This is a genomic window from Rhodococcus sp. KRD197 (assembly GCF_017168235.1).
Classification (GTDB): domain Bacteria; phylum Actinomycetota; class Actinomycetes; order Mycobacteriales; family Mycobacteriaceae; genus Rhodococcoides.
The window spans coordinates 140,581-155,277 of the sequence record NZ_JABFAO010000002.1 but is presented as its reverse complement, the minus strand read 5'-3'; the positions used below and the strand labels follow the sequence as shown (position 1 = coordinate 155,277).

Here is a 14,697-nt window from a genome sequence, read left to right as displayed (position 1 = left end):
CGTACTCTGGTCAACGTGCGACTTCAGCGACAGGTGGTGGACTACGCCCTTCAGCGACGGTCGCTGCTTGCCGAGGTGTACTCGGGTAGGACGGGCGTCACTGCCGTGTGCGACGCCGACCCGTACCTACTTCGGGCTGCCAAGTTCCATGGCCGCGGCAGCGATGTCGTCTGTCCGATCTGCAGAAAAGAACAGCTCACCCTCGTCTCGTGGGTGTTCGGCGAGAAGCTCGGCCCGCTCGCCGGTTCCGCTCGCACCGCCGACGAGCTGGTCCGCCTGGCGGCCACGCAGGAAGAATTTTCGGTACACGTGGTCGAGGTGTGTCGTTCCTGCAGTTGGAATCACCTCGTTCAGTCCTACGTCTTGGGTGCCGTACCGCCCCCGAAGCAACCGCGCCGGTCGCGGTCGAGTTCACGCCAACCGAACCGTCGAACAGCGAGTGAGTGACACAATCGCTTCGCTGAGCGACCCGGTCGGCACGAGCACTTGCCTGCCGCAAACACTGGAGACCTGTACGTGAGTTCCCCATACGACAACGCCAACCCTGGTGGCAACCACGAGCCGGGCGGCAATCCCGGCGACCGCGACCCGTCGAGGCGCCCACCGGGCCCGCCTCCGGGACGTCGACCCGTCGGCCCCCCTCCCGGCATGCGACGCGACGCGCAAGGCCGACCGCTCGGCCCACCGCCGGGTGCCCGGCCAGGCCCACCGCCGGGTGCCCGGTCAGGCCCACCGCCGGGTGCCCGGCCAGGCCCACCGCCGCCCATTCGACGAGATGCCCAGGGCCGCCCGATCCCTCCGCAGATGCCGCGCGACGCGCAGGGTCGCCCGCTCGGACCTCCTCCGACACCTCTGCCGGGTCGTCCGCCGCACGCGGGCGCGGGCGGAGCCGGCCGTCCACCGACCGGCCCACCGACGCGCCCACCTGTGGGTCCGCCGAACGAGAATTCCCCACGATCGTCGGGCAGTGAACCGCCCGAACCGCCCGAGAGAGGTACCGCCGCGAAAACGAAGAAGAAGTCCAGATGGCGCACAGTCCGGAGGACCGTGCTGGCACTGTTCGCGCTGGGCATGGTCGTCCCGCTTCTCGCGTTCATGGTCGCGTACGTCGTCGAGGACGTGCCGCGTCCCGGTGACATCAAGACCAATCAGGTGGCGAAGATCTATGCCGCCGACGGAACCAGTGAGATCGCCAGGGTCGTCCCACCCGAGGGCAACCGAACCGATGTGAACATCGACCAGATCCCGCTGCACGTTCGCAATGCGGTGCTTTCCGCGGAGGACCGCGACTTCTACTCGAACCCGGGTTTCTCGATCACCGGTTTCGCGCGCGCGGCGAGGGACAATGTGCTCGGCCGCGACAGCGCAGGTGGCGGATCGACCATCACGCAGCAGTACGTGAAGAACGCGCTCGTCGGCTCCGAGCGGACGCTGACGCGAAAGATGCGCGAGTTGGTCCTCTCCTCGAAGATGGCGCGTCAGTGGTCCAAGGACGACATCCTTGCCGCATACCTCAACACCATCTACTTCGGACGCGGCGCCTACGGCATCGCGGCAGCGTCGACGGCATACTTCGGCAAGCCCGTCGAAGCGCTGTCCATCGAAGAGGGCGCAGTACTGGCCTCGGTCATCCAGATGCCATCGAATCTGGATCCGGAGTTCAACCTCGAAGGCGCAGAGTCGCGCTGGAACTACGTGCTCGACGGCATGGTCTCGCAGGGCAATCTCGAGCAGGCTCAGCGCGCGGCGATGACATTCCCGCAGTGGGTGCCGAGCGCATCCGCGGCCGTCGGTAGTGCAGACAGCGGACCCAACGGTTTGATCAAGACACAGGTGTTGCGTGAGCTGTCCGCCGAGGGCGTCAGTGAGCAGGACCTCAACACCGAAGGCCTGCAGATCACCACCACGATCGATCCGGCGGCCCAGGCGGCTGCGATCGAGGCGGTGAACTCGAACATGGAGGGCGAGTCGCCAGAGCTCCGTACGGCCTCGGTGTCGATCGATCCCCGTACCGGTGCCGTCCGGTCGTATTACGGCGGCGCGGACGGCGCGGGCTTCGACTTCGCCCAGTCGGGTCTACAGACCGGCTCGTCGTTCAAGGTGTTCGGGCTTGCCGCCGCACTCGATCAGGGCATTCCACTGTCGAAGATGTACGACAGCTCGCCGCTGACCGTCGACGGTATCGAGATCGGCAACGTCGAGGGCGCGTCCTGCGGAACCTGCACCATCGCCGAGGCGCTCAAGCGTTCGCTGAACACGAGCTTCTACCGCATGCAGCTGTCGATGGACGACGGCCCGCAGGCCATCGCGGACATGGCGCACCGACTGGGTGTGGCCGAGGAGCTTCCGGGTGTCGGTCCTACGCTGACCGAGCCGAACGGGACCGGACCGAACAACGGAATCGTGCTCGGGCAGTACCAGTCCCGGGTCATCGACATGGCCTCGGCATACGCGACGCTCGCGGCCTCCGGTGTGTATCACGCACCGCACTTCGTGCAACGCGTCGTCACCGCCGACGGCACGGTGCTGCTCGATCGAGGCACCGAACCGGGCGAGCAGGTGGTCTCGGCCGCTGTCGCGGACAATGCCACCTCCGCCATGCGTCCCATCGCCGGATACTCCAACGGCCACAATCTCGCAGGTGGACGGCAATCCGCCGCGAAGACCGGTACCGCACAGCTGGGCGACACCGGGGACAACAAGGACGCCTGGATGGTCGGGTACACACCCTCGCTGTCGACGGCGGTATGGGTCGGCACCGAGCAGGGCTTACCGCTCGAGAACAGCTGGGGCGGACCGATCTACGGTTCCGGACTTCCTTCCGACATCTGGAAGGACACGATGGACGGGGCGTTGGAAGGCACCACCAACGAGTCGTTCCCGACGCCGGAGCCCATTGCCGGACAGGCTGGGGTACCGCAGTATTCGGCTCCAGCCCCTCCTGCCACGACGCCGCAGGAGACGCCGACGGAGCAGCCGCCGATCACGCTGCCCATACCCACCGAGATCTCCCCGCCCGTGGTCATCACTCCTCGACAGGTGGAGATTCTGCCCGGGGTGACGATTCCGCTGCCGGGCCTCGCACCTGCGCCTGCGACCCCGGAAGAGCCAGCGGTGCCCGGGGAACCCGCGCAGGGATCGGATCCGGCCGGGTAGCCTGACCGGGTGAACGACAGATCCGCCCAACCGGTCGGCCGCCGCATCGCGAGCCCGGCCACTCCGGCCCCGGATCTGTCGTCCGACGCCACGCGCGACAGGCCCGCGAACACCGATCCGATGGTGGCGGAGCTGGCCTCGGTCATCGGTGGACCCGCAGGAAAACACGCGTTGATCGGGCGGCAGCGCTTCATGACCCCCCTGCGCGTGCTGTTGCTGCTCGCGGTGGTGTTCCTGTGCTTCGGGTGGTTCGCGAAAGCGGGCTGTATCCAACAGGCACCGAACGGGCCCGACGGTGCCCTCGGATTGGACTGGAGCGGAAGCCGCCAGTACGTCGCGATGTGCTATTCCGACACCGTTCCCCTGTTCGGCGCGGAGCGACTCGACGAGGGCGCGTTCCCGTACAAGAAGTCCTGGGAGGAAACCGCGGCGGACGGCACCTCGCAGATCCGGTATATGGAGTATCCGGTGCTGTCCGGGCTGTACCAGTACGGATCGATGGTGGTCGCGAGATCGTGGACATCGGTGTCGTGGTTGCCGCAGGCGCTCGACGTGGCCGTCTACTTCAACGTCGTCACACTCGGGTTGGCCATCGCATGGTTGGTGACGGTGTGGGCTACGGCGCTCTCGGCTGGGCGCCGTATCTTCGACGCCGCACTCGTCGCTGCCTCGCCCTTGGTTGTGGTGCATGCCTTCACCAACTTCGACGCTTTGGCGACCGCATTCGCGGCCGGCGGTCTGCTCGCGTGGGGTCGGAAGAAACCGGTTCTCGCCGGCGTTCTGCTGGGACTCGGTGGCGCCGCCAAGCTGTATCCGCTGCTGTTGCTGGGGCCGCTACTGGTGCTGTGCTGGCGTGCCGGGAAGATGCGCGAGTGGGGTGTCACCGCGTGTGCCGCGGTGGCGGCCTGGCTCGCCGTGAATCTTCCGATAGCCATCCTCTTTCCGAGCGGGTGGTACGAGTTCATGCGGCTCAACTCCACTCGCGGTGCCGATCCCGATTCGATCTACAACGTGGTGGCCTCCTTCACGGGGTGGGCCGGGTTCGACGGTGTGCAGTACGCGGGTGACACTCCGATCGTGCTCAATGCGGTCACGTTCGTGCTGTTCGGGCTTGTCTGTGCCGCGATCGCCTACATCGCCCTCAATGCGCCGACCCGACCGAGGCTCGCGCAGCTGGCCTTCCTTGTCGTGGCCGGCTTTCTGCTGACCAACAAGGTATGGAGCCCGCAGTATTCACTGTGGCTGGTTCCGCTCGCTGTGCTCGCGCTACCGCACCGGAGAATCCTGTTGGCGTGGATGGCGGTCGATGCCCTCGTGTGGTTTCCGCGTATGTACTACTACCTCGGTGTTGGGAACAAGGGTGTCCCCGAACAGTGGTTCACCGCAGCCGTCGTCGTTCGTGACATCGCGGTCATTGGTCTGTGCGCGCTGGTGGTGCGCCAGATCTACCGTCCGAGCGAGGATCTGGTTCGCGGCGGAGGTGTCGACGATCCGATCGGCGGTGTTCTCGATCGGGCGCCGGACGTCCGCAGAGGTGCGAAACCAGTGCGGCGCAAGACGGTCTCGGATAGCGCCTGAGTCAGGCCTGAACGAAGCGTCCGAGCTGCGGAACCGCTTCGCCCGCGTGCTTGGCGTTGATGCCCTCGCCGATGGCTTGAAGTTTCCAGTTCGCACCCTCGCGGTACACCTTGGCCATGACGAGGCCGGTGAACGGCATCCCGCCCTGCAGGGTGAATCGTGCGAGCTCGGTGTTGTTGGTGTCGTCGACGAGTCGGCAGAACGCATTGTCGATCTGCTCGAAAGTCTGTCCCCGATAGGAGGTCACCGTGAACACGATCGAGGTAACCTGCGGCGACACCCGCGTCAGGTCGACGCCCACGACCTCGTCGTCACCTTCGCCTTCACCTGTGAGGTTGTCACCCTCGTGCAGGATGGAACCGTCTTTGGCTTTGAGCTGCCCGTAGTAGACGACGTCGACGACGTTCTTGCCGGCCAGCATGATGGCCGATGCGTCGAGGTCGATGTTTCCGCTCTTGCTGCCGCCGCCACCGAAGAAGCCCGTCTTCTTCGGTGCAGGTACCGGATCCCAACCGAGTCCCATGCGGATGACGGTCAGCGCGACGCCACCGTCCTTGCGGAGGGTGACCTTCTGCCCCTTCGTGAGGCTGACTGGACGAGCCTTCGTCAGGCTCACTTCCGGCGGGCCGGCAGGTGCGGACGGTGCAGGAGCGGGTGGCGCGGGTGCGGGTGGTACGGGTGCGGAGACGGGCTGTGCGGCGGGGGCGTCGTCGACGGACACTCCGTGATCGGTGACGAGTGCCGCGAAACCACCCGCGTAACCCTGCCCGACGGCTCGTACTTTCCAGGCGCCGGAGCGCCGGTAGATTTCGACAGCGATGACGATCGATTCGGCGGTCAGGCCGTCGACGGAGTACTGGAAGAGCGAGTTGCCCTGCGCATCGGAGACATACGCGGTCGGTGGCGCGGAGCGTCCGAAGCTGCTCGACGCGTCCTCCAGGGTGATGACGGCGCGAATCTGCTCGATGTCGGCCGGAATCTGCGTCAGCGAGATCGCCAGCTGTGCGGGTTGGCCGGTTCGACCGGGAACGAGTCGAACGCCAGGGCCGGTGGGCTGGTTGAAAAAGACGAAATCGGCGTCGGAGCGAACCTTGCCGTCGGCCCCGACCAGGAGGGCGGACAGGTCGGCCGGGGCGGTGAGCTGCACCGAGACGACCACGTCGGTTGCGGTGATCGGACCGTTCTGACCCTTCACCAATTGCTGGGCAGACATGTACGTCCTTCGTATCGTGGGCGGAACCGACTTCGTGCCGCCCACCAATGTACTGGGTTCGTCAGCTCGACCGTCAGCTTGTGCGGCGGGGCGTTCGCATGGTGAGAAGCTCGCCGGGTGTGCACTCGAGGGCGCTGCACACCGCGGTGAGGGTGCTGAACCGGATGGCCTTCGCGCGATCGTTCTTGAGGACGGACAGGTTGACCACGCTGACTCCGGCCAGACGCGAGAGTTCGGCAAGGGTCATGCCGCGGTCTTCGAGAAGTTCACCGAGATTGCACGTCACGAGGTGCTCGACGGCATCGGCCATCACACGAGTCCGTCACTGTCTTGCTCGAGCCGTGCGCCCTGCTTGAGTGTGGCGAACACGAGCTGAAGGAAGACCGCGATGCCGAGGGCGACCCATACGCCTGCCGTCGAACCGTGCGCGTCGAAGGCGTCCAGGTCGAGAGCTCCGATGACCGAATTGGTACCGAGCCGATCGAAGACCATGGGCAGGACAGCGAAGGCGATGACGGCGACGCTGACCATGACGAGATTCACGTTCGCGCGCTGGGAGAACGGCCTTTCCTCGATGACGTCGACACAGAACCGGTACAGGAAGAACAGGCCGAACAGAAGCACAAGCGTCGTGGTGACGGAGACGGCGTACCCGCAGAAGGTGACGAACCCTTGTAGGTGCCCGAGATCCTGTCTGTCGACGGTCAGTTCGACGATGTTGCCGTCGGAGAAGCGGCCACCGAACAGTGGAATCGGTGGCAGCGTATCTCTCGCCTCGAGCACGACATCCACGGTGTTCGAGCGATGAAACGTCACCGCCTGCACGACGCCCCAGCCGGCGATCATCGCTGCCAGTAGAGCGGACGCCCAGGCGTTTCCGCGCACCGATCCGAGCCCGAGGTTCATGGCCACTCCATATCGATTGTCGTTATTAACGATCATCGATATGTTATCGAAATTCGATACGGTGTCAACGGTGGGTCACACCGCAGCAAGGGCCTCCCCGACCAACCCGGCGATCTCGGTCACCAGCTGGGGTGTCGACGCCGGCAGCACGCACAGCTTTGCGCCGTGTCGGATCAGGTATCGACCGTCGTCGGCGAAGTCCACCCAGTTGACGCCGGTGGTGGACTCCTCGAGTCTGTTGTCGGTGGCCGATCCGGTGCAGACCAGGATCTCACCCGCGCAAGTCGGCGCACGGCTGAAGAGTGCCTCGTAGCGGTCCTCGTCGGTTCTGCGGCCCGCCCGCCGAACCAACGGAGACTGTGTTTCTACGGACGCGCCGGCATAGTCGACGTCCATGCGCGGAGCAGTTCCCCCGTCGGCGGGTGGGAGCACCTTCAGCACCGCCGCAACGGCTCGAAACGGCTCCAGCAGTGTCAGTGTCACCGCGCCCCCGGATCGGTCGGTGTCCGCGGGTTGCTGGGTTGCCACGACGGCGATCTCGTGTCCGCGGGCTGCATGGCCGCGAATCTTCTCGGTGGAGATGGGTGACGATGATCGATGACCGACGACTTCCACTCGAACATTCGGGGTGACGAGGGTGTGTATGGCGAGGCGCAGGTCGTCGTCCATCATCCGAGCGACCGATTCGGCCGCCTCGTGGCGCTGGCGATGGTAGTCCGCGGCCGAGTCTGCGGTGGGCTGAAACTGAATGGGGAACGGGAGTCGGTCGCGGCCTGCATGTTCCATCAGCATGCGAAATTCGAGGCCGCCGAGCGTCCACGAGCGCCCGTTCACTCGCCGAGCACCGGTGGGGCAACCAGCGGAAGTGTTCCGATGAGTTTGTCGCCGTTGACTGCGTCGATCAGGTACCCCGGCGTCGCGTGTACATCGTCATCGCCTCCGGGACCACCGCGTCCAGCTGCCGGGGCCATGCCCATCCCTGCCATGCCGGGGCTACCGGAGCGGCCGATTCCACCTGCGCCGGGGCTCCCGGCACCGCTTCCGGCGCCCGAACCACCGCCTGCGTAGCCGGGCGTGCCGGGCATCGACCCGGATCTGCCACCCAGCCCGCCGCTACCACTGCCGCTCCCCAAGCCACCCCCGCCTCCACCGAATCCGGATCCGCTTCTGCCAGTGGCGGATCGCGCGGGCGAACCGGCGCCCCCCACAACCGAACCGGCGCCGGGATTGCCGGCAGCCGAACCGCCGGCACCGTTCGGGCCGCCGGCCGACGCCGGTGAGGTACCGGTCTGACCGGGCGAGGCCGTTTCGGGCGCCCATCCGGCTGCCTGCGTCGAGGTGTTCTCCGGGGAGGCCGTGGGGTTCTGCGCCATCGCCGACAGCCCCTCGGCCCCCCGTGCGTCTGACGATTGCGCTTGGGAGTACGCCCCGCCCGCGGATGTCGGTGCGCCGTAGGGTCCGGCGGAAGCGCCCTGCGAGGCGCCGCCGCTGTATCCACTCGGCGAGGAGAAGGCCTCCGCGCCGCTGAAGGGGCTCACTGCCGGAGGGAGTACCGGCACCTCTATCGCGGCCTGACGGATCACCGGCGCGTAGTGCGTCTTCATCACCATCCGCGCGGCCTCCTCCGCCTCCTCGTGCATGTGCTGATTGCTCTTGATCAGCCCAAAGCTCAAGGTGCGTGTGACCCAGGAGTTTGCGTCGAGCAGCTTCTCGCCGATGCCGTACGGCACCGGCGGACCCAGTAGCCGTGCTGTGTTGACAACGGCGTCGTGAGATTGCATGACCTTGGCGGCAAGGTTTTCCGACGCGAGAACCAGCTCGACCGCGGAATGCGAGTATCGCAGTACGCCCTGCCCCGCTGCGTCCGCCGCGATCCCCTGCCAGTCGACGCCTATCGTGCCCGATAGCGCACTCGCGAATTCCGCTGCATCAGTAGCGGCGTTGTAACCGAGGTTGCGCCAGTTGTGGGCCGTCACGTCGATTGTGTCCGCTTTCAAGCTCGATGCCTTGTCCCAGATTTCCTCGTGTGACATGGCATCGAAGGGGTCGTCGGTAATCGACTTCGAACTGTATTGCGCTTCATAGCCGATTCGTTCGGCGAGACCATTTACGGCCATCTGCGACATCAAGTACATGGGAGCAGTCGGGATGCCTCGTGTCATCTCCAGCGAGTGAAATGTGCGCTCGATCTCACCGGGCACGTCGATTGCCTCGAGGGGCTCCGGACTCACGATGGACACCCAGCATCCGCAACATCTGCATGCAGCCTGCTGCCCATTCCACTACCCCCTGTGTGCGAGTCGACCCTTTCTCTTGTTTGACGCACCGGCAGTGGCTACGGTTCCACTCGATTTCCGACCTGCGCCTGCAACCACCGCAGAATCTCCTCTGCCGCCTGTCCGCCGGATGCGGCAGTGACCTCGAGACCCGGGAATCGAAAATTCTTGCTCTCGAGCTCGCCGTGCCGCGGCCGAATGGCCCGGTCCGCGGCGATGAGCATATCGGCGTCGAGAGCTCCGTCACCGGCGGCGAACGTGCGCACACCGGCATCGAGCATGCCGTCCTCGATGGCGCGAGCCCGTACCTCGGCCACGGCCCGGCTCTTGCTGACGACATCGGGCATCGTGTAGATCTTGCGGCCCTGCTGCGAGACGTTCCATCCCCGCGCTGCGCACCAACAGCTCCACTCGGTGAGGAAGCCGGCGGGGACCTCGGTGGGCTCGACCACGAGGTAGCAGAACAGATCGTCGGCGGTGCGACGCTTGAGCACCCAGTCACCGTCCGCGCGGGTGCTCAGCTCGCGTTGTATCCGATGCAGTTCGATACCGGTGAAGCCGGCCCGCCAGCTACCGTCGGGCACGCCGTCGACCAGGATGTTCCCGCCGTTGCTGGTGATCGCGTACCGCCACGGGGCTCCCGGCAGAGCGATTCTCTGAAACTGTTCGATGGTGCGGGTGGTGGTCGGCACCACCAGGGCCGCCGCGGCCAACGACCGCAGCGATTCGGCCGCGTCGATGCTCATGAACGACAGCGGCGCATCCTGATAGATCTCGACACAGGTGACCGCATCCTCGAACGCGGCACCGAGGGCGTTGCGCGAGTAGATCATCGTGCGGTCGAGATCGACCGACACGAGGGCACCGGTCATGTCACGTTCCTGATCAAGCCCATGCAGGAATACGCGAGGTCCGGAACCTCGACGATCGGCACGCCCCGAGCGGCCGCCAACATCCGAATGTGTTGGTGCTCGGGCGCATCGGCGTCGCGCACCAGCACCCGCCAGGGCACCCGCCGCAGCAGCACTCGGGTCGTTTCCCCGACACCGGGTTTGACAAAGTTCACCCCGGAGATCCCGAACTCCTGCCGCACCTTCTCCACCGATGCCCAGCCGCTCCAGCTCGGCGTCCGATCGGATCGGAGTATCTCGGCTGCGGAGTCCGAGGCCGCAGTGCGTACGTCGTCGAAGCGTGCGGACACGGTGTCGAGGAGGTGATTGGACACGTCGACAGGCGCCAGCTCGGCGTAGAACTTTGCGCCGTGGAACTCACCGTCGTGGATCAGGTTGCGGTTGAGTACAGTCCGAGACACCAAACCGGACACGGTGGAGTTGAGGCAGGCCGACGCGATCAGGAAGTCGTCGCGGGTGCCGTACGTGCGCGCGCAGTGCCCAGGATCGGCGAGCACAGCAATATCGTCGTTGAACTGGGCATCGTCGAACGCGGCCAGCGCCTCGGACAGTTCTCGGGCGATCGCGCCCTTGCCGGTCCATCCGTCGACGAAGACCACCGAACGCGAATCATGATGTTCAGCAATGTATCTGAGGGCGACGGTGTCGATGCCGCGATCGCGGACGATGGAGACGGCGTAGTGCGGCAGTTCGAGGCCGTGCATGCGGTGAGCCCAGCGCCGCATGAGAATTCCCACGGGTGTTCCCGCGCGGGCCAGCGATGCCAGGACGATGTCGTGCCCTCGCTCGGCGAGCACGATCTCGGTGACGGTCCCGACCGCGAGGGCCAGTCGAGATGCGCTCTCTTGCAGAACTTTCTCGAACAACTCGCGGTAGGCCGCGTCCGGTTGGTACTCGACGGGAAGGGACTCGGCGTAGTGGGCGGTACCGGCCTGAATGTTCTTCTCGCGTTCTTCCACCTCAGCTTCGAGCGCGACTGCGGACAGATCCTTCAGAAGCCACGTCACCTCGTGCGGAGCATACGAACCGAACTCAGGGCCGGTGAGTGGTTGTGCCCGCCGCGACGTCGCCAATGCTCGGGGGTCGGCCCCGCTCACGACCACGATGAGAACATCCGACGCGGATGCCGCAATCGTGTGTGCCGCACCACCGTCGGCGACGAGTCGATCGGTCGCGGCGGGTTCGTCCACGACGAGGACGATCAGTGCGTTCTCGGGACCGGCTGCGTTGTAGAGGTACCGAAACTCAGTGTCGTCGGCCTCCGGTGCGCGGAAGCGGAAGCCGCGCCGCAGCGGATACCCGGGCTCGTCCAGAACATACGCCGGTGAACGCGTGGTGGTTTGGTAGAGGGCCGGATGCCCGTTCTCTTGCAGCGCAGCGGCCAGACGCTGGGGCAGATACATCAACTCTTCGTGCCCGAGGACGACGACCGCACGTGCGGGATCGATCGAGGCGCCGACGACGGCTGCCGCGTCGGCGACTGCTGCCTCGAAGGCCACGGTGTCGGAGGCGAGGAAGCCGTGCCGGCCACCGTCGGGAACGGTTGCGGGCCAGGGTACATCGACCCGTGATATCGAGCCGGGCTCCGCCCCGATCGGGTTGTACCTGGGCTCGGGCAGCGCGATGACCGTCTCGACGAGGTCAGATGCAAGCTCGACGCTGCCCTGCGCGAGGCTCACGCTGTCGATGACGACGCCGAGTTCCTGCGCCACCGACTGCGTCTGCGCCTGATGCTCCGAGGTGCGCATGTCGACCAGTGACGCGATCACGTAGCGAGCCCGTGGGGTACGCGCGTGCAGTGACCTCAGGGCCTCCAAAGCAGTTCGGCCGGTCGATATTTCGTCGTCGACCAGTACGAGTGGGAGTGCTGCCGTCATGACATCGGTGGATGTGGGCAGGAGTCGGTGATCGGTGGCGTGCGAGTGCCCCTCCTGGAACTCGGCGTACACAACCGTGCCGGGGACCTCACGCCGTGTCGAGTGCAGGTAGCAGTGAGCACCGAGGTGAGCGGCGACACCGTGGCCCAATCCCGTCGCTGTCTCGGCGAACCCGAGTACGTCGACGTCGGAACCGCCCACAGCCGTCAGTACCAGGTCGGCGAGCCGGCCTGCTGCGTCGGCCACGAGGACGGGATCGACGGGAATGTGCTTGCCGAGTACTTCCGACACCAACAGGTGGGCGCGTCGCGGATTTCGGCGTAGACCGGGCCGCACCAGCTGATCGAGCGAGAAGTTCGACGACGAACCCGTCGGTGTGAGCGTGATCGATGAACCGATATCGATCATCGGCCGGCCAGTTCGGTGAGCAGGTCTACGAAGGTGATGCCCTCGTTCGTCACGCCGAATGCCTCTGCTCGCACAATTGTCTGTTTCGCCCAGTTCCGGTGTGGGCCCAGTTCGTTCATCTTGTTGCCGAATCCCGAAGCTCGCACGCCTCCGGCGTCGGAGTCGAGTATGTCCAGGGCATCGAGATACTCCTCGTGCGTCACGGCCGAGAGTGCGTGCACCGGGGCCACGTGCGATGGGTGGATGACGGTCTTGCCCGCAATGCCGTTGGCGCGGTCGAGAGTGACCTCCCGCAGCAGAGCGTCGAGATCGTGGCTCACCAGTTGTTGCCGGAAGCGAACGGCCTCTTGCTCGGCGAACGGTGTCTGGCGCAGCAGGGGGCGGAACATGCGTTCGTGGTCGGCGAAGTATTCCCAGACCGGCCCGGTGATGATGAATCCTGCGTCGTTGCTGCGTCCGAGATGGTTGACGATGGCGCTGATGACATCCGCGACGACGCGCACGTCGTAGATGGTCAAGTCACGGTCACGGCGAATGCCGAACATTCCGCACATGTCGGTCGCGCCGATCCGGACCGCGAGCACTCGGTCGCGGTGCTCGTGCAGGAGCTGGCGGATGGCCACGAGCTCGGCGTCGCGGGTTTCGCGGAAGACGACTTCTGCGGATTCGAGGACAGGCATCGCCAGCAATCTCCGGCCGTGGGCCACGGACGCTCCGGAGATCTCGTCGAGGAATGCTCGCCCGGTCGCGGCCGTGAACTTCGGGATGACGAAACCGGTCAGTGCCGAGGGGGTGGTCGAACCATCGCGGGGGATGAGCGCATCGCTGATCCGTCGGATCTGCTCCGGGGTGCGTGTACGCACGAAGACCAATGATCCGAACACGTCCGAGGGGTTCAGTTTCTCGAGCGTCTCGACGGTGTTGGTGATCGCGCTTTCCAGGTTGTGATCGGCGACGGCATCCTCGAGATCGATGACGAGGGAGCAGACACCCTCGCCGCTGCGTCGCACGAGTGCTTCGAGGAGGTCACTTCGAGTGGCCGGCATGTAGAGGGTGGCGCCGAGCGCAGTCGCGAGCGTCGTGATGTCGCCGGAGGTGTCGATCCGCCGCGGCGGGTGGAGGAACAACCGGTCCAGCACCGCGGCGTCGAGATGTCGAAAGTGTTGCAACGAAATCCTTTGTGTCCGTGGGAAAGAGATCAGCGAGCCGAAGCGCGCATCCGGTCGACCACCCCGGTGATGAAGGCCGAGATGCTGTCCAGGTCTTGCAGGTACGACCAATAGTCGGGGTGCGTGCCCGTCAGGGCGGCGCTGGCGCGGTCGATACGAGCCAGCTGAGCATCCAACACAGATCCCCATTCGGCAACCAGGCCGCGATTGACGGCGAGTTGTTGGGCATCTCGTAACCGGAAACGCACCGACTGTTCTCTTGCAACCGGATCAGCCTTCACCTTGCGCAGCAAATCGACACGGTCGGTGACGGCGTCGACGAGTTCTTCGGCATCGCTCAGATGTGCACGTGCCTGCGCAACGTATTCCAGAGCCTGCTCGGGGTTGCCTGCGCCGGCAGCAGCCCGCGCCGCCGCCAAGTCCTCCTCGGCCTGCTCGATGTGGCGTGCGCTGGCACGTTCGTTGTCGGAGAGGTCGGCGGAGCTTGCGACGTTGAACTCGCGGAGAAGGGTGGAAAACGCCGGTGCAAGTCGGTCGAACCGGGTGCGAACCGCTTCGACTCGGGTCCGCACCGACGCCAGAGCGGACTGCGCCTCCCGTGCCCGCGCGGGTGCCGCGGCGAGCGCTGCCTTCAACGCCACGGCGGCTTCTCGAACGTCCGCGGCGGCGGCGCGCGCACCCCGAGCATCGTTGGACGCCAGAGACGCATCGACGGCGGCAACGGCGGTGTCGACGGAGAGGAATGCCGAACGAATCGAGGGATAGTCGACGAACGACGGATCCGCCGACGCGAGCTCGAGCTGCGCCTGTTCCGCCTGGGCCTTCGCATCCCGGGCAATGCGGGGCGTTGCGGCGAGCGCCGCCCGGGCCTCTTCGAGAGAGCTGCGGTGCGCCGCATAGAAACGGTCGACGGCTTGTGCTGCGACACCCAGACCGTGGGCGGCATTCTCGAACGCGGTCTTGGCCGCGGTGTTGGTCATGCCGTCGAATTGATCCACTGCGGCCAGGTATGCGGCACCGGCGTCGAAACAGGTCTTCTCGGTGGCCGCCCAGCGATCCAGCATCTCGCGCCGCGACGAAAGCTCGTGCTCGGTTTCGAGGCTGCGTACGGCGTCGACACCGGACGATGCGATGGACTGCCGTTTGTCCATGTCCAGAAACGCTGCGACCGCCGTGCCCTGCGCGGAACTGTCTCCGGCTCCG

Annotated in this window: 12 protein-coding genes; 3 read left to right on the top strand and 9 right to left on the bottom strand. The window is 65.8% G+C overall.

Annotation, left to right across the window (positions count from 1 at the left end; genetic code table 11):
- Window positions 1–15 precede the first annotated feature (15 nt).
- The 3 genes from J1M86_RS02995 to J1M86_RS02985 all read left to right on the top strand — a co-directional run bounded on the left by J1M86_RS02995 (window position 16) and on the right by J1M86_RS02985 (window position 4,734).
- Window positions 16–447 (top strand): DUF5318 domain-containing protein, encoded by a 432-nt coding sequence (locus J1M86_RS02995; RefSeq protein ID WP_206508764.1) that lies wholly within the window; start codon window positions 16–18, stop codon window positions 445–447.
- A gap of 624 nt (window positions 448–1,071) precedes the next feature.
- Entirely contained in the window at window positions 1,072–3,156 is a 2,085-nt protein-coding gene (locus tag J1M86_RS02990; RefSeq protein WP_206509120.1) for a transglycosylase domain-containing protein, read from the top strand.
- Between the two features lie 120 nt (window positions 3,157–3,276).
- Entirely contained in the window at window positions 3,277–4,734 is a 1,458-nt protein-coding gene (locus tag J1M86_RS02985) for a glycosyltransferase family 87 protein (protein WP_206509119.1), read from the top strand.
- 1 nt (window position 4,735) lies between these two features.
- On the opposite strand, the gene J1M86_RS02980 is transcribed toward J1M86_RS02985, so the two are convergent.
- The 9 genes from J1M86_RS02980 to J1M86_RS02940 form a co-directional block, all read right to left on the bottom strand.
- Window positions 4,736–5,947 (bottom strand): TerD family protein, encoded by a 1,212-nt coding sequence (locus J1M86_RS02980; RefSeq protein ID WP_206508763.1) that lies wholly within the window; start codon window positions 5,945–5,947, stop codon window positions 4,736–4,738.
- 73 nt (window positions 5,948–6,020) lie between these two features.
- Window positions 6,021–6,257 (bottom strand): helix-turn-helix transcriptional regulator, encoded by a 237-nt coding sequence (locus J1M86_RS02975; RefSeq protein ID WP_206508762.1) that lies wholly within the window; start codon window positions 6,255–6,257, stop codon window positions 6,021–6,023.
- On the bottom strand, window positions 6,257–6,853 hold the full coding sequence (locus J1M86_RS02970) for a hypothetical protein (RefSeq protein WP_206508761.1): 597 nt from the start codon (window positions 6,851–6,853) through the stop codon (window positions 6,257–6,259). Before J1M86_RS02970 ends, J1M86_RS02975 begins: the two co-directional genes overlap by 1 nt.
- Before the next feature lie 75 nt (window positions 6,854–6,928).
- On the bottom strand, window positions 6,929–7,687 hold the full coding sequence (locus J1M86_RS02965) for an ESX secretion-associated protein EspG (protein WP_206508760.1): 759 nt from the start codon (window positions 7,685–7,687) through the stop codon (window positions 6,929–6,931).
- On the bottom strand, window positions 7,684–9,084 hold the full coding sequence (locus tag J1M86_RS02960; protein WP_206508759.1) for a hypothetical protein: 1,401 nt from the start codon (window positions 9,082–9,084) through the stop codon (window positions 7,684–7,686). Before J1M86_RS02960 ends, J1M86_RS02965 begins: the two co-directional genes overlap by 4 nt.
- Before the next feature lie 104 nt (window positions 9,085–9,188).
- Complete coding sequence (locus J1M86_RS02955) at window positions 9,189–10,001, bottom strand: HAD family hydrolase (RefSeq protein ID WP_206508758.1); 813 nt, start codon at window positions 9,999–10,001, stop codon at window positions 9,189–9,191.
- Window positions 9,998–12,325 carry a phosphoribosyltransferase gene (locus J1M86_RS02950; protein ID WP_206508757.1) on the bottom strand — a complete coding sequence of 776 codons (2,328 nt, stop codon included), beginning with the start codon at window positions 12,323–12,325 and terminating at the stop codon, window positions 9,998–10,000. Before J1M86_RS02950 ends, J1M86_RS02955 begins: the two co-directional genes overlap by 4 nt.
- Window positions 12,322–13,494 (bottom strand): HpcH/HpaI aldolase/citrate lyase family protein, encoded by a 1,173-nt coding sequence (locus J1M86_RS02945; RefSeq protein WP_206508756.1) that lies wholly within the window; start codon window positions 13,492–13,494, stop codon window positions 12,322–12,324. The genes J1M86_RS02950 and J1M86_RS02945 overlap by 4 nt, the downstream gene beginning before the upstream one ends.
- 29 nt (window positions 13,495–13,523) lie before the next feature.
- On the bottom strand, window positions 13,524–14,645 hold the full coding sequence (locus J1M86_RS02940) for a hypothetical protein (RefSeq protein ID WP_206509118.1): 1,122 nt from the start codon (window positions 14,643–14,645) through the stop codon (window positions 13,524–13,526).
- Between the last annotated feature and the right edge of the window lie 52 nt (window positions 14,646–14,697).

Excerpts from the sequence above, each read along its gene's own strand:
- J1M86_RS02990 (WP_206509120.1), top strand. The coding sequence starts at position 1,072 with ATGGTCGTCCCGCTTCTCGCGTTCATGGTCGCGTACGTCGTCGAGGAC.
- J1M86_RS02985 (WP_206509119.1), top strand. The coding sequence starts at position 3,277 with ATGGTGGCGGAGCTGGCCTCGGTCATCGGTGGACCCGCAGGAAAACAC.
- J1M86_RS02980 (WP_206508763.1), bottom strand. The coding sequence starts at position 5,947 with ATGTCTGCCCAGCAATTGGTGAAGGGTCAGAACGGTCCGATCACCGCA.
- J1M86_RS02975 (WP_206508762.1), bottom strand. The coding sequence starts at position 6,257 with ATGGCCGATGCCGTCGAGCACCTCGTGACGTGCAATCTCGGTGAACTT.
- J1M86_RS02970 (WP_206508761.1), bottom strand. The coding sequence starts at position 6,853 with ATGAACCTCGGGCTCGGATCGGTGCGCGGAAACGCCTGGGCGTCCGCT.
- J1M86_RS02955 (WP_206508758.1), bottom strand. The coding sequence starts at position 10,001 with ATGACCGGTGCCCTCGTGTCGGTCGATCTCGACCGCACGATGATCTAC.
- J1M86_RS02950 (WP_206508757.1), bottom strand. The coding sequence starts at position 12,325 with ATGATCGATATCGGTTCATCGATCACGCTCACACCGACGGGTTCGTCG.
- J1M86_RS02940 (WP_206509118.1), bottom strand. The coding sequence starts at position 14,645 with ATGGACAAACGGCAGTCCATCGCATCGTCCGGTGTCGACGCCGTACGC.